Below are 14,727 nucleotides of genomic sequence, written 5' to 3' on the forward strand. Positions count from 1 at the left end.
ATCATATGCGTGACAATTTTCCAGGATGGTACCCAAAGACGCCGGAGCACATCGCGAAGCTCTGGGATACCGCAGTGTTCGTTCCCGACGCGAACGTCCTCCTTCATTGCCTCCGGCACACGACCGTCGTGCGAGATGAACTGCTACGTCTTTTCGAAGCGCTCGGCGACGCTTTGTGGATCCCATATCAAGTCGGCCTCGAATTTCATCGCAATCGCCTGGACGTCGAGTTCGGCGCCCTGGATGCCTATGACGCGCTGATCAAAGATCAAGAGGCGAACATCGACAAAGCGCGCGAACGTCTCCGCCAACTGCGCGCGCATCCGACGATAGACGTGCAGAAGGAACTGGCCGCGCTCGATATGTTTGTATCGGACTTCAAGGGGCGCATGGAGGCTGCACGTGATGCCCATCCCTCTGTTGGGGCCGAAGGAGTCTTAGAGAAACTGACCTCGCTCCTTGGGCATCGGATTGGAGATAAGTGGCCGTCGGAGAGACTTGCTGCGCTGAAGAAGGAGGGCGAAGATCGTTACTCCAAGAAAATACCGCCGGGTTACAAGGACCAGAAGAAGGACGCGGGAGAATACGACAAATTCGGCGATCTCATCATCTGGAAGGACATGATCGCCAAGGCGAAAGCCGACAATCGGCCTGTGATCTTCATTTCCGATGACGCGAAGGAGGACTGGTGGTGGATACACCGCGGGCGGAAAATGGGTGCTCGCCCGGAGCTGATTGAGGAGTTTCGCTCGCAGGCCGGCGAGGATTTTCACATTTATGAGTTCAGTCAGTTCCTGCGTTTCGCAGCTGATCGGTTCCCCGATATCAAGCCCAACGTCGCGCGGGTCGAGGAAAGCATTCTCGCCGACGAGAAGGCTCGCCGGCGGCAGGATGACGCAGCAGCGGCGCTGGAACGTGACGCGACACTGCGCACCTTCGAAGATGAGCGTGACCACATCGTGGGTATACTGTCAGGGGCTCCGGGCGGCATCGGGACTGTGTCAGGTGATCGCGCGGCGATGAGGGCACGGCTTGACGAACTGAATAGACAAATCAAGTCGATGTCCGAAGTGGCATTACAAAACGGTCAGGACGTCGACGGAGACCTTGGCGGTGACACAGTGCATAAGCCTTGATTAAAGAAGCGCGATGGCAGCGAGCGTTGTCCTCATCCACGCTGGTGCCTGGATCGCCGCATAGGCCAGTGTCTTCTTATCGGGTGCCGAAAGCCGGCTCGCCGCGACGCTCGCGACGTCCGCCGCTCGGAGGGGGCCGACATGCCGAAGCGCCTGGATCACCGTCCCGGCGGGGCTGCCTGGCGCGATAAGATGTTTGGGCGAGGCGTGGCGAAGATCCACGACGCGCGTTCCTAGGACCACGCGACGCGATGGGCCGTCGGTCAGATAAGTGCTTTGTGCCGGGACTTGGGTTGAAAGGCCGAGCGCGTTCGCCGCACGCGCTCCGGCGATCTGCACCCGCAAGCCGGTCTCTCGCGCAAGAGCGAGTGCAACCTCGTCGGGTGCGGGTGACAACGCCCCGAGTTTCGGGTGTAGCTTCGGAAAGTCGTAGAGCCCACGCGCAAGCCGGCGGAGCTGTCCGGCCGTCACTAACCGGGAGAGTGCTTGATCAACAGAGGAGCGGGTGGCAACTGTGAGGAAGTCGCTAGGCGTGAAGACGCTGCCACGTCCGCTAGCGCGGACGCGCTTCATAACCCGCTCGGGGACTGAGGCGTTTAGCGTCTTCACCTGTCAGAAAATGAGGCAAGTTTTTCTGACATGCAAGTAGCGGCATTCCCGGCAGAATTCCACCGCCACTTGCTGAGCGTTATGCAGCGGCTCGCTGTTCGTCATTCGCCGTGCCGACGGCGTCCGCTGCCGTAGCCTGCTGTAAGAAGCGTGCGAGCGCTGCGCGGCGCGACTCCCGATCTACGGCATATGCCGTCTGCTTGAATTCAATGCCGTCCAGGAGGCCCTGGATGTAGCCAGAGATGGTGTCGGCGGCCATGATCAGTGCCGTGTCGAGCGTGTGTATGTAGTTGCTGGTGACGGAACCCTTCGAATGTCCAACCAGAGCAGCGATGGTGACCTCCGTAAAACCAAGATCATTTGCGATGCTGGCGAAGCTATGTCGCAGGACATGAGGCGTGATGTCGGCGAGCGGCGTACCGTCGAATATCTGCTCCCAATGGTTCGGCAAGCTTCCGAAAGCGTTATCATCTCCTTGTCCCGGGAAGACGTAGGTGCCTGCTCTCGTTTTCCGGCGCTTCTCGAGATACTCCACGACGGGCAGGCCGATTGGGCGGATAGATCTCCCCTCTTTGCTGTCCGTCAGTCGCAGGCAGCTTGAATCGGTATCGGCTTCGGCCCAAGTCAGAGTGACCATTTCGGTTCGGCGGCAGCCCGTGAGCGCAAGTTGGCGGATCAAATCGACCGAAACCTCATATTTCTCGTTCTCGACCGCCTTAGCGAGCAACTGGCCAAGCACGCGATATTCGGTCTCGCTGAGCCTCCGAGCGCGGACGCTGTCCTTCGGTCGCCGCACACCGTGTGCAGGGTTCACTTCGATAATGCCAGCATCCACGGCGTAGGTGAGAATTCCGCCGAACAAGCCGATCGTACGGGTAGCCGTCCCGGCTCCGCCCTTGACGATCGATTTTCCTCGCAGCTTCTTCGTCTTGGCAACGAGTCGCGTCTTGCCCGCCATGATGTCCTTCATGGCCTTGTTGACTTCGGCCTTGGTCAGATCCTTCACCCGTCGGGAACCGAGCAAGGGGACGATGTGCCGGTGGATTCGGCCAATGTCCGAGGCGATCGTGCCTGGCTTCTTGGGGCGCCCGCCTTTTCCGAGAATGAGGCCGGCGTTCAGGTCGGCGAGGTAGAGGTCGCACAGCTCTTTGACCGTGATCGCCCTGTTGTCGAGCTGCTTCTCTTCTGCCGGGTCTTCGCCTTTAGCGATACGCCCCAGTTGCACCTTCGCTTCCTGGCGGGCCCGCTCGGGCGTCCAGACGCCGTGCAGGCCAATCGTGAAGCGTCTCGATCGCTTGCCGAGCCGATACTGAATGACGTAGCTGCGCTTGCCGGAGGCGAACACTCTGAGGCCGAAACCGGGCAGCTCGTCGTCCCAAATGACGTAATCTTTTTCGCGACTATGTGTGGCGTCGACGACCCGTTTAGTGAGCTTAGGCATGGGCTTCCTCCGACCCTACCGTTTCCTCTCGCGTAAGCACCACGTAAGCATGCGGGCGAAAACTGTGGCGGGGAGAAGAGTAGCTTCGGCGGAGAAGAAATTCAAATTGTTTAGCGTTTACAGGGAGATAGGCGGACATTGGCGGCTCCTTGCGCTTTTTGGCGGAGCTAGCCATATTCCCTCCGAAGGCGAAGGTCACAGGTTCGAATCCTGTCGGGTGCGCCATTTCTTCCAATCAGGTCAGTCGTCCGGAGTCGTGTAGGGCACCCCGTAGTTTGGCATTTAACGCCATAGTGTGCACTCAATCACCTCATCAAAATGACCCATGGGCTGTTCGATTGGCTGAACCGGCATATAGCTTTTTGTGCGGGCGCTTTGTCCGTTCTACAGCGCCGCTTGCCGTAGGCGATGTTGAGGGCTCCGAGTTTCATTCGGGATGACGCATTCGGATAATCCCGCTTCTGCGACCAATGATGCCAAATACTTCAAGGCGGTGAAGCTCGCTAGCCGCACTCGCGAGGACATGGTCCTCATGCTTCAATCAAAAGAACTCGACGTAATCGGGAACTTCGTAGTTCGCTACCTCGTCCGGCATCGCCCAGATTCCGGGCTCAGTCAGAGGCGCTCTTCGCTTAGGCGTTGAGCCTACACCTGACACCTCTCGGCGATTACCCTTGAGCTTCGAGCCATTTGCGGATCATCGCGAGGTCAGAAATCTCCCCGCGCAGCATAATCTGAAGCGCTGAAATACCGTTGAAGGCAGCGTTCGGCTTTCGAATCCACTTGTAACCCTGGGAAGGAGTTTTGAACAGGTATCGCAAACTTCCATGGATTCCCATCAGGTCGGCCATTCTCGCCCGAAGATCTCGGTGAACCCGACCATGGGAGCCGTTCTTCCAACGCGCCCAAGTGTGTGGCGGCATGCCGCCCAACAGTGCGCAGGCTTCAAAGTCGGTCAGTTGCCAGACCTTGGCCAGGTTCACTGTCGCACGGGCCAGAGCGAGGGCCTCGTCATCGGTGATCAAAAGGCTATCCTCGTTTGCGGAGAGACTAACCAATCCTATGAACCCTTTCTGTCGCTGATCGCACATGCAAAGCTTCAAGTAGGCATTCAAGATCTGATCCGAACCCGGCTTGCAAGCCGGAGGATCTGCGCATGATCGCCTAGCAATTTAGAGCGATAGTAGCCCGAAACGGCCAGAATGCGCACGCAGGCTTGGACGAGATCATCGAGCGTTGCGCCGACTACTCCATGTCCGGGATACCCCCGCTCGGAACAACGTGACCGGCTCGCCATACTCGCCGACGTCGACATTCGCTTCGCGGCTCCAAGCAATGACGCCCGCGTGCTGATCGGCGAGGAGCTTTGCCTGTCTGACGGCACGGTCCTCTGACTGATAATCTTGCGGTCCGAATACGGTTTGAAGCTCGCCTGTATCGTCGGGATCGAAGGCCATCACCACGATGAGTCTCGGGAGTTTCGTTTCACTCATCCCTTCGGTCCTTCCGCAGCCCACGCGCTTCATCGGCCGCGCGGAGAGGCTCTCCGGACATGGCGAAGGCGGCGGTGAGATAGTCGATGGCAGCCGAAATCGCCACGTCGTCCCAACCGGCAGCACGCGCCGCTTCGCGGACTTGGCGAAAGTTTGGCTCGGATGCATGCGCGCGCTGATTGTCGGCCATACGAAGCAGCGCGTAAACATATGGGTCCAGCGCGTCCGCACAGTCATGAAACCGCTCGGGATCAAGCACGGATCGACTGGGCGGCTTGATCTTCATGCAGCGACCTCAACGAGCTGATCGTCTGGCAGCGGCCGTTGCAGCGCCTTTGCTTCGTCCCATGGCGCGCGTAGCCAAATGTCGATCTCCTCTGCGGTCTTGAGAATTACCGGCATGGCCTTGGGGTGGATCGGAGCGACGACTGCGTTCGGCTCGGTCGTGAGAAACGCAAAGATGTCGGCTGTCACCGTGCCTTCCTTCGCCTTGCGCACACCCGTCCAATTAGTCCACATGCCCGCAAAGACGAAAAGCGGCTTCATCTGATCGATGGCGAACCAGTGCAGCGGAAGTCTGCCGTCCGGTCCGCGCAAGGTGCTGTATTCCGAGAATGAGGTCGCAGGCACGACGCATCGGCTTTCGACCCCTTGCCACGGTCGCCAGTGCGGTGAGGTCAGGTTACGCACATTGGTCGTGCCGATGTCTGGTTCCAACGCCAGCAGGCGCTTAATCTCCTCGTCGTCGATGTCCTTGCCTTTGGCCCTCATCTTCTCGACCCGCTTCACGGTCGCGTCAAAGATCGCCTTCTTCGACGACGGCATTCCCCAGCGCGCACGAACCAACTCACGCTCACCATCCATACCTTGCCGCACGATGGGGGCTGGATAGTCGGGATAGATATCTTGCGGCTCGAGGTTGCCGACGCGGTTCGTCATCGCGCGCGTCAGTTCGAGAATCGCCTGCGGGCCAATGGTGATATTGTAGAGATTGCACAAGGCACGTCCCTCCCGTCAGCCGTTGGCCAGCTGCATCGGGACGGTCTCGCCAAGCGCGCGATGCTCGCCACAATACCACCGTGGCTCCGCGCGCCCGGTCGAAAAGCCAAAGCTCCCCCAGCGCGAGCACCCGGGATGGGTGCACCAATGCTCGAAGATGCCTGCTGGCGTCTGTGGCAGGTATGGGACGGCCTGTGGTTCATCGGCAATCATCGACAGCTTCCTTCGCTTCGACGCAAGGTAAGACACAGGATGGCTAGTCGTGCAAGTTTGTTCGCGTTATGTTCGCATTCATGCTCAGCCCCGTCCGCATTCCCAACATCATCGACCGCCGGTCTTATCGGCTGGTCAGCATCAATGTCGCGGCCGGGTTTCCATCGCCTGCTGCCGACGATCAGGAAGATACGGTCGATCCCTTCGCGTGGGTCGTTCGGCACGAGAGCGCAACGTTCTGGTGGCGGGTGTCGGGCGACAGCCTTGTCGATGAGGGCATCTTCGACGGTGACCTGATCGCGGTGGACAAGGCGGGCAAGGCACGGCCGGGCCGCATCGTGCTGGCGGTGGTGGAGGGTGGGGTCACGGTCAAAGTGATTGAGCGGCGCGACGGCGAACTGTGGCTGATGCCGCGCTCGCGCAAGCAGAACTATGCACCGATCCGCATGACCGAGGACTGCGAGATCTGGGGCGTTGTCGCCGGGGTCGTGCGGCGCTACCCGGTCGAATGAATCATGGCCGATCCGCTGGCCCTGATCGACTGCAACAACTTCTACGTCTCCTGCGAGCGCGTGTTTGACCAGGGGCTGGTCGGCGTGCCCGTGGTGGTGCTTTCCAATAACGACGGCTGCGCCGTTGCCCGATCCGACGAGGCCAAAGCCCTCGGAATCAAGATGGGCGAGCCGCTGCACCTCTTCCGCGACAAGGTCGAGCGCAACGGCATCAAGGTGCTGTCGTCCAACTACACGCTCTATGGAGACATGAGCCGTCGGGTGGTCGGCGCGCTCCATGCCTTCTCGCCATCGCTGGAGGTCTATTCGATTGACGAGACCTTCGTTGATCTGTCCGGCTTCGGCGGCCGTATGGTGGGTCAGGCGCGCGACATGCGTCAGTCCGTGCGGCAACTGACAGGCATTCCGACCTGCGTCGGCATCGGCCCGACCAAGACACTCGCCAAGCTCGCCAACCATGTCGCGAAGAAGAACCCTGTCTTCGCCGGCGTCTGCGACATGATGGACGCCACGATCCGAGCGGTCTGCTTGCCTCACATTGCGGTTGGCGAAGTCTGGGGCGTCGGTCGTCGCACCGAGGCCAAGCTGCTTGCACAGGGCGTCAATACCGTCGCCGATCTGCGGGACATGCCAATGGCACTTGCGCGCAAGGTCGGCACGGTCGTCCTGGAGCGAACGGTCGCCGAGCTGAACGGCGTGCGATGTCTCGACGTTGAAGAGGTCGAACCACAGCGCAAAGGCATGGCCGTCACGCGCTCGCCCGGAACGCCGATCACGGACATCGACACGATGGGCCGGGTGATCACCGCTCACGCCACGCGTGCTGCCGAGAAGCTGCGCCGTCATGGTCTGGTCGCCGGAACCCTTACCGTCTTCTACCACACCAACCCGCATCGGCCGGACCGCCCGCAGCGCCATGCCAGCAAGTCGATGGCGCTCAAACCGATGTCGGCGGACACGTTCGATCTGGTCGAAACGGCGATGCGATGCTTGCGAGCGTCATGGCGCACCGATCGGCCCTTTGGCTTCACCAAGGCAGGCGTCATCCTCGACGATCTGCTGCGGCCAGACGACGCTCCGCAGATGCTGTTTGCACCTGCCCGGCCACGTGACGGCCGCCTGATGGATGCGCTTGATCAGGTCAATGATCGCTTCGGTATGAAATCGCTCGTGCTGGCCAGCGAAGGGTTTCGCGACAAGAGCTGGCACCTTAAGGCTGAAATGCGAACGCCGCGATACACGACGCGGTTGGCGGACCTGCCAGTTATAGTAGCGTCGTAAGAACGTCCGCTACCGAGCCTAAAATGAGCTGGAAACCGATTTCCGATTGATACTGCCGTGACGTCTCACTCGGGGTGGTTTTCTGCCCGACTGCTTCTGGAAGACAAAGCCAGGAAAGCGGTCATTCACGCGATGAGTTAGCTGCTCACGGATATAACGCTTACTACGAAGCTGGCTCCTCTTCGCCCGGGTCTTCACTACCAAGCAAATTATCGTACATGGCGTCCGTGAAAGGGCGCATAAACTCATAGATCTGGCCGTACTGATCTGCTTTCAGAAGGTGATAGGCCTCATCGAGTTCGATCACCTTATCGAAACGGAACGTCGTCGGCGCTTCCACAGCCAGTATGACCTGCATGTCAGCCGGCAATTTCGTGGCGATATAGTTGATCATGACCGGTAAGTTCGTTGCGTCCTGTCCTTGTTGCTGGGGTGAGTCTATGACCGCAGGCATGGAAAACGAACCGTATTCACTTCGTGAAGTGTGCCAGAGAGCTGCGTAGTACGCCAATATGGACCTCGGCCCGCCGCTCCCGGAAAGCTTTGGGCGACTGGTCAGCTTCATTCTCTTGGTCTCAACGGGCGGCATATTGAGCGTCTGCAACGCAGCCGCATAAGACGTCCGGAAAATAGAAAGGATATCCTTGGACCTCTTTGTGCTGGTCAGTTCGCCGAGCTGCGCGATTAAGCTGTCGATCGCGATCACCAAGGGATTGATCTTCGCTTCGAGCTCAACCAGTTCGGCCTCGAAGGCAGCAAACGCAGATTCGGCACCCATGGCTCGGACAATATCGTCCAGCCGCAGATCGCCGCGTCGCGTCTCGAGAATGGCCGAAATCCGATTGTAGTTGTCGTCGAGTATCCTGAGACGAGCCTTTGATTTCTGCAGGTTATCGTTTGCCTTTCGAGAATCCTCTTTCAATTGAACAGCGAGACTTCGAAGGATGCGAGCATCCTCGGAATAGCGCAGGATGTCCATGAAGGTCTTGTCATGCTCGGCATGACAGACAGGGCAGACCAGCACCTCGTGGGACTCTGTTTTCAGATACGCGGCATCACTGTCGTATTGAGCTAGAGCCTGCTCCGCCATTTTGACTTGGAGGTTAAGGCTTTCGGCGGTTTCCTTCTCCCGTACGAGCGTGTTCCTGAGTTGCTCCTGCTCGGCGTTCAGCGCCGTGATCTCTTCTGTTAGCCGCGCGATGTCTTGGTCGAAGACGTCCGGTATCGTCTTCGGACCATCGAAGGGCACGGTCTTGCCGAACCGCTCCTTGATGCTTTTGATGACCTTCTCTTCGCCTCTAAGCTCGGCGAGTTCCTTCTGGCGGACCACCTTCTGCGAATTGAGCTCATAATAGGCCGGTGGTTTGATGCCCGTGAAATACTCAAGCACGGAGTCGACCGGCTTTCTATACTGCTGCAAGTTGGCAAACGTCGACCAGGTAGCGAGCCAGCTTCCATCCTGGTTGATGTAGAAGGGCAGGAAGAATGTTCTCGCATCCCCCGTCACCGACTTTAGTTGCTGGTCCGTAAGAACCAAGTTGAACCCAACGAGGTCAGCAAATCTACGACCCCAGTCGGTCGCATTAGCGGAAGCGAAATCCAGATTTCCGTCAGCGTCGAAAAGTCCGCGGTGATTGTGTTGCTGGACGACATAATAGCCCACGTCGTCAATGGAAAATTCAACCAGAACGGCCGCGTCCTTGCTCCATCGATCAAGTTCGCCGGTGGGAAAGGCTCCGAGGGCAGTGAAGAGTGACTTAATCAGGCTCGATTTGCCGGTGTGGTTCATCCCCACCAACAACGTCTTTTTCGGACTGAAGCTCTCCGACCTTGCCCGCTGCTCGCTTTCTGAGAGCAACCATATGCTTTTGAATCTGAAGTTTTTCATATGATTTTGTCCGTAGGCTCCTGACGAGGCGCGCTAGCTCAGGTCCACGCATTGCACGATCGCTTTCAGCAAAAAATGAGCTTGAAGTTCGGCCTTCTTGGCCGAGGGAAATTCCGCTCGGAGATGGCTCGTCCCGCTTTCGAAAACAGGCATGAGATTCGTGCCGATCTTGTTGATCCCTAGCCACGCATCGCAGCAGGCTGAAATTTCGACGTCGGCAGGCAGTGGGCTCCCGAACAGCTTCCGGCTGAATATCGCAGTGGCCGCCGCACGTATCTGCGAAATCTCCCAGAATACAAGCCCTTCCTTCGCGAGCTGGTCCAGCCATTGCTTAAGATGGAATTCTATGTCGGGGGTTTGCTGGAGGTCCCCCAGCGCGGCGTTCAGCTGTTCCAAGCTATAGCCGTGCCTCGACTTCATTTCCTCTATTGTCGTGGCCTTCGCCGTCTTCGCTCCAAGCGGGCCGAGCTTGGCCAGCAGGCTTTCGACGAAAGACCGAGCCTGTCCGGCATGCAAGGGGCTCACCTTGTCCAGGTACTGGTGCACGATGCCTATTGTATAGGTCTGCGCGTCGTCCACAGGTACGTCGACCTTTTCGAGCAAAACCTTCGACAAGTCAGCTTTCGCACTGCCTGACTTGTGCACGGTGTCGAGCGCGGCCTGCAGCAGATCGGTGAAATGCGAGGGGAGTTCGGAAAGCGCGACAGGGAGGGACGTTGCGACGTTGCCGCCCGAAGAGAGCACAAGATTGCATCCCGCGTTGGAAATAAAACTTCCCGAATTTTCCAAGGTCTTGAAACTGGCGAGTGAGGCAAAGAGCTTTCCGAGTGGACTGTCGGCGACCCCATCAAGAGGCTTCGTTTTCCTGACCTTGCTCTTCGCCTTCTTTGAAGGATCGTTGGGGACATGCAGGTTGGTGAGCGAAGCCCACGTCCATTCCATGCGATCCTTCTTTTTAACTTGAAAGACTTCTATGCTCGTCGGGGCAGAAGAAGAGTTTAGTATGGCGACGTCTTGGACGGCCTCAAATAGAAACAGGAAGTCGATCGCGCCCTTTTCCTTCAAAGCGAACATTTTCACGATCGCCCAGTTCTTCTGAAATTCAATTCCCTTCTGATTGTGAGCGCCGCCACTTTCTGCGGTGTCGGGATCGCCTATGGCCAGCACGACTTCGTCTAACGCAGTGCTCAACTAAAACGCCCCCTCCGCATATTCAATGCAACCTATGTCCACACTCTGCCGTGGGTCAAGAAACTCCTTGCCAAATGCTAGAAGTGGGATGTCAACGCTAGTGACCAGACCACGTTCGAACTCGCTCGAGCGGTTGTCGCGAGCTAAAGGGAAGGCAAGTTTCGGGAGGCGTCAGGGACGAGGTAAACGTCCGCAATGGGGTCGTTACCCGCCAGTCCCCGGGCACGGTGCGCCGCGTGCGCCGCGTGCGCCTGAATGACCTGCACGGGGTGCGAAGCTGCCAGTCTGCTTCGTAGCGCACCTACGCGGTTAGGCGACGTGCGGCTCACGGTGGCGTTGCCGAAGCGCTGGTCGTTATTGCCCGCAGAAGCGTCGGGAGGTCTCCGGGCCGGCCAAGCGCCTCGCGCTTGACGATTCAGAGGGACTGCATTCGTCTCAAATTATTCCGGGGCCAACACTGAGTTTAGCCAAACGGCAGGCTGGATGGCGTTTCCCTTGGCGTCAACTTCAGCTAGATTTGCTTCGCGTGTGGCAAGAAAATTGGCGGGCAAGTAATGAAACGGAACATGGCGGCTTTGGTTATCGGTAATGCCAACTACATCAAAGGTAGCGTTCTCAAGAACCCCGCAAATGACGCCGTCGACATTGCTGCCAAGCTAAAATCATATGGCTTTCATACCATCGAAACCAAAGATGCAACGCATAAGGAAATGGACAAAAGTCTCAAAGAATTCAAGAAACTTCTTGAAGACAATGAGGTGGGTCTGTTCTTTTTTGCGGGTCATGGAATGCAAATTGACGGACGAAACTACCTGCTCGCAACCGATACCGATAATGCTGACGAGACCGAGGCGAAGCACAGCTCGCTCGCGCTCGACAAGGTGATCGAGGTAATGGAGAAATCGCCCGCATCCACCAAGATCATCATCCTTGATGCCTGCAGAGACAATCCGTGGGAGCGGGCTTGGAACCGAACGGCGGCGACGCGCGGCTTGGCCTCAGTCTACGCGCCGAAGGGCACGATCATTGGCTTCGCGACCTCGCCCGGTGAGTTAGCGTCAGATGGCAAGGGGCGCAACGGCACCTATACCGCGGCACTTCTCCAGCACATCGACGAGCCGGACTGCACGATCGAAACGATGTTCAAGCAGGTCCGGAACACAGTCGCGGCAGAAACCCGGGGCAAGCAGACCTCCTGGGAACACACATCGCTCTCGGGAAACTTTTTCTTCAACCTGAGCCTTGGAAAGGTGGTGACGACCTACAGTGAGACTTCGCTCGCCGACGCTTTGTTCGTGGTCGATGAAACCAAGCCGTCGCACAAGATAATCAAGGGCCTCAAGAGTCACAATTGGTACACGCAGAACGACGCTCTCGGTCGCCTCAGCGACAAGAGTGTGAAGAAGATGGCCGACAACAATCTATTCGTGCTGGGGCGCAACATCTACCAAGCCGCGTGCGGAGGGTCGAACTCGGCCATCGCCTATGTCGGGTCGTTTTTTGAGATGACATCCGGATACCCGAAGGAGAAGCGCAAGGCGCTCCTTGACGGTATGCTGTTCGAAGTGTTTTTCGATCCGCAGGCGAAGCTCAGGCCAAAGATCAAGGCCAATCTGTTCAATGATCTGTTCGAGCTGCGTAGGCACACGGCCCTGCGAGAAAGCTTCGAGTTCCTCGCTGAGACGCTTGTCGCGTCGCGTGGTGAGTTCTACGTGCTACCCGGCCGCGGCCACGAGTTGGCGGTCACGGTCGCGACGACGAAGGTAAAGGATACCTATCGGGTCGATGCCGTCTATGTCGATGGCACCGATGTTCTTCGTCCCGAAGGCGAGGAGTGGGCGACCGACGACGAGGAAGGGAGACTCTACTCCCGCAAGACGGCGGCCGACCTTAAGGAACAGCTCTCCCAAGAGTTGGTTGTCCCTAGTCGCTCGCTAAAGATTACCTACACGCCGCCTGAGGCGGCGGCGGGCGAGATCAAGGTTCCGCTCGGATATACCGTCAGGAAGGCCTAACGCTCCGGTCGCGTCGGTAAGGTATCCCTTCCTATTGCGGAAGCGCTTGATGACGAACGTCCGCTTTTCACCATTGCGGAGAGTTGGCTGAGCGTCCGACTTTGGGGTCCGGAAGCCGTCATTTAGATTCGTTCTTCGACCGGAGTTTTTCGGCCCGCCACCCATATGCCAGCGATCTTGAAAACTACCCTTGATTTGGCGCAGGGGCACCTTCCGAACTATGCGCAAAAAAAGTTTCCTCAACCGGTCGCGTCCATAAGGACATACGGGTCACGCAATTCCTCGTGATCCAATGTCGGCATGACCTTTCTGAATTCGTCGGACAAAAATCCAAATTACGAGGACGATAACCGGAACCGCCAGCCCAACAGCGGACTTGGGCAAACCCGTGCCGAAAAAAAGCGGCAATCCCTCCAAAAGGTAGCCAATCAGTCCGATCACATAATATGATATGGCGGCGACCGATAACCCTTCTACAGTTTGCTGAAGCCTGAGTTGCTGTCGTGCGCGGTCGTTCATCGAAGCGAGCAGGTCGCGGTTCTGCCGTTCGACTTCCACGTCAACCCATGTTCTCAGCAGTTGCGTGGTTCGCGAAACTTTTCTCGATAGATTGGCTTGACGCTCTTCCACTGATCGACACGTGCGCATCGCGGGTGCTACACGTCGCGCCAGAAATTGCGACCAGCTTGCCGCCCCGTCAATCGGAGTTTCTCTTAGTGCATCCAGCCGCTCAAGAACGATCTCATAGTAGGCGCGGCTGGCTCCAAATCGGAACAGGCTGGAGGCTGCCTGCGCCTCAAGCTCGGCCGCCAGATCGGTAAGTCGGCCAAGCAAGCGTTCGCTGTCGTGGCGTCCGCCCTGTCGGATTTCATTCGTCAACTGCGCGACGTCTGCCTCTAGACGTCGCAGTTGACTGGAAAGTGACTGGGCAAGCGACAGTCCCAGCATACAGAAGACGCGATATGTCTCGATCTCGATAAGACGCTGCGCCAATGCACCTCGTCTGCTTTCGTTCAATCCCCTATCAATCATGAAGAGGCGCGTGAGACCGTCTGCATCCTGTCGAAAATCAGTCAGTATTTCGGCATTGCCGTCCTCGACGAGCGCGTGGCAAATGCTCTCCGGATCGATATCCAGGGGGGGTAGCGGCTCGTTCCCTTCGAGCGCTAAGATCTCCAATCGCACACCGGACATCACGGTTCCTGGTGGATTGAAGCCTGTATCAAATGGTGACCCGGTTTTCCAATCGTTGACACCCAGCGGCGGCGCGTCCCAAAGATAAGTCGAAAATTCACTGTGCCTTTCCCAGTGGAGGTTCCCCTTTTTCAGCATAAACGTGCGGTGCCTTGCCGTCCTTTCTGGCGGCGACAGATTTTCTTTGCGGCACAACTGGGCGACCACCGCGGTATCCACGACAGCGCCGCCCTCAGTCGCAAATGCCAACTGCACCAGTGTTCGTGGAGCAGGAAGCAACGGGTGTGGGCGAGAGTGCACTTCTCCGACCGCGGCCGATCGACCGGGATGCGGGTTAAAGCCTGCAACAAGAGTTTCCGAACGGTCGCTCCGTACGGTATCAGCGAAAACGCGGTTCATGGTGTCAACGCCTCCCTACAAGACCGGGTACCCGCACGTCTCACCAGCCGGAAATTGCAGGCATGACACCGGGGGCTATTCCTCATTCACGCTTTTGATGCCCAAACCGGAAATGTTTATGGCTCGGCATCAGTCGCGGCTTCGCTGGTCGATGCCTTCGATCGCTCATGCAGGCACTCACTCTGCCGATCGAAACTGGCAAATCGGCCATGTGACAACGGTCAAATCAGCTTTGCGGTCACGCACATTTCCAATGATCTGTCCTGCGGTAGACCGCGTGAGCCTCTCTCGTTGCCCCGATTGAAAGTGGCGCGCCGTCACAGCTCGCGCCGATCCGAAAACCTTTGCCGTGCGCG

The 14,727-nt window shown here is 58.0% G+C and carries 13 protein-coding genes and 1 pseudogene; 4 read left to right on the forward strand and 10 right to left on the reverse strand.

All coding sequences use genetic code 11. The features are described from left to right. The first annotated feature begins 5 nt into the window (after window positions 1-5). Entirely contained in the window at window positions 6-1,136 is a 1,131-nt protein-coding gene (locus ALII_RS0114915; protein ID WP_024588038.1) for a PIN-like domain-containing protein, read from the forward strand. Here the strand turns inward: ALII_RS0114915 and ALII_RS0114920 are convergent, their stop codons facing one another. From ALII_RS0114920 to ALII_RS23165, 7 genes and pseudogenes are all read right to left on the reverse strand, one after another. Then, on the reverse strand, window positions 1,137-1,709 hold the full coding sequence (locus ALII_RS0114920; protein ID WP_024588039.1) for a DUF6088 family protein: 573 nt from the start codon (window positions 1,707-1,709) through the stop codon (window positions 1,137-1,139). Between the two features lie 115 nt (window positions 1,710-1,824). Then, the gene (locus tag ALII_RS0114925) at window positions 1,825-3,186 is read right to left on the reverse strand and encodes a site-specific integrase (RefSeq protein ID WP_024588040.1); all 1,362 of its coding nucleotides are present in this window, start codon (window positions 3,184-3,186) and stop codon (window positions 1,825-1,827) included. Between the two features lie 668 nt (window positions 3,187-3,854). Next, the gene (locus tag ALII_RS0114930) at window positions 3,855-4,277 is read right to left on the reverse strand and encodes an antitoxin Xre/MbcA/ParS toxin-binding domain-containing protein (protein ID WP_081719006.1); all 423 of its coding nucleotides are present in this window, start codon (window positions 4,275-4,277) and stop codon (window positions 3,855-3,857) included. 135 nt (window positions 4,278-4,412) lie between these two features. Continuing rightward, window positions 4,413-4,679, reverse strand: coding sequence for a hypothetical protein (locus ALII_RS21325; protein WP_348265985.1), 267 nt, complete (start codon window positions 4,677-4,679; stop codon window positions 4,413-4,415). Then, complete coding sequence (locus tag ALII_RS0114935) at window positions 4,672-4,965, reverse strand: hypothetical protein (protein ID WP_029660583.1); 294 nt, start codon at window positions 4,963-4,965, stop codon at window positions 4,672-4,674. The genes ALII_RS21325 and ALII_RS0114935 overlap by 8 nt, the downstream gene beginning before the upstream one ends. Beyond that, window positions 4,962-5,678, reverse strand: a complete 717-nt coding sequence (locus tag ALII_RS0114940; protein WP_029660584.1) for an SOS response-associated peptidase — start codon at window positions 5,676-5,678, stop codon at window positions 4,962-4,964. The genes ALII_RS0114935 and ALII_RS0114940 overlap by 4 nt, the downstream gene beginning before the upstream one ends. A gap of 57 nt (window positions 5,679-5,735) precedes the next feature. Further along, window positions 5,736-5,891 (reverse strand): annotated as a pseudogene (locus ALII_RS23165) (hypothetical protein); the annotation flags it as partial. A gap of 80 nt (window positions 5,892-5,971) precedes the next feature. On the opposite strand from ALII_RS23165, the gene ALII_RS0114945 reads away from it, so the two are divergent. Both ALII_RS0114945 and ALII_RS0114950 read left to right on the forward strand, forming a co-directional pair. After that, complete coding sequence (locus ALII_RS0114945) at window positions 5,972-6,403, forward strand: S24 family peptidase (protein ID WP_024588042.1); 432 nt, start codon at window positions 5,972-5,974, stop codon at window positions 6,401-6,403. A 3-nt stretch (window positions 6,404-6,406) separates the two neighbouring features. After that, the gene (locus ALII_RS0114950) at window positions 6,407-7,684 is read left to right on the forward strand and encodes a Y-family DNA polymerase (RefSeq protein ID WP_024588043.1); all 1,278 of its coding nucleotides are present in this window, start codon (window positions 6,407-6,409) and stop codon (window positions 7,682-7,684) included. A gap of 163 nt (window positions 7,685-7,847) precedes the next feature. On the opposite strand, the gene ALII_RS0114955 is transcribed toward ALII_RS0114950, so the two are convergent. Both ALII_RS0114955 and ALII_RS0114960 read right to left on the reverse strand, forming a co-directional pair. Further along, window positions 7,848-9,572: a hypothetical protein gene (locus ALII_RS0114955; protein WP_024588044.1), complete on the reverse strand. Its 1,725-nt coding sequence runs from the start codon at window positions 9,570-9,572 to the stop codon at window positions 7,848-7,850. 33 nt (window positions 9,573-9,605) lie between these two features. Beyond that, on the reverse strand, window positions 9,606-10,763 hold the full coding sequence (locus ALII_RS0114960) for a dsDNA nuclease domain-containing protein (protein WP_024588045.1): 1,158 nt from the start codon (window positions 10,761-10,763) through the stop codon (window positions 9,606-9,608). A 554-nt stretch (window positions 10,764-11,317) separates the two neighbouring features. Between ALII_RS0114960 and ALII_RS0114965 the strand changes: the two genes are divergently transcribed. Next, window positions 11,318-12,778 carry a caspase family protein gene (locus ALII_RS0114965; RefSeq protein ID WP_024588046.1) on the forward strand — a complete coding sequence of 487 codons (1,461 nt, stop codon included), beginning with the start codon at window positions 11,318-11,320 and terminating at the stop codon, window positions 12,776-12,778. A 270-nt stretch (window positions 12,779-13,048) separates the two neighbouring features. Here the strand turns inward: ALII_RS0114965 and ALII_RS0114970 are convergent, their stop codons facing one another. Then, complete coding sequence (locus tag ALII_RS0114970; protein ID WP_024588047.1) at window positions 13,049-14,371, reverse strand: DUF3422 family protein; 1,323 nt, start codon at window positions 14,369-14,371, stop codon at window positions 13,049-13,051. Window positions 14,372-14,727: the final 356 nt, after the last annotated feature.

It is taken from the genome of Aliihoeflea sp. 2WW (genome assembly GCF_000497755.1).
Lineage (GTDB): Bacteria > Pseudomonadota > Alphaproteobacteria > Rhizobiales > Rhizobiaceae > Aliihoeflea.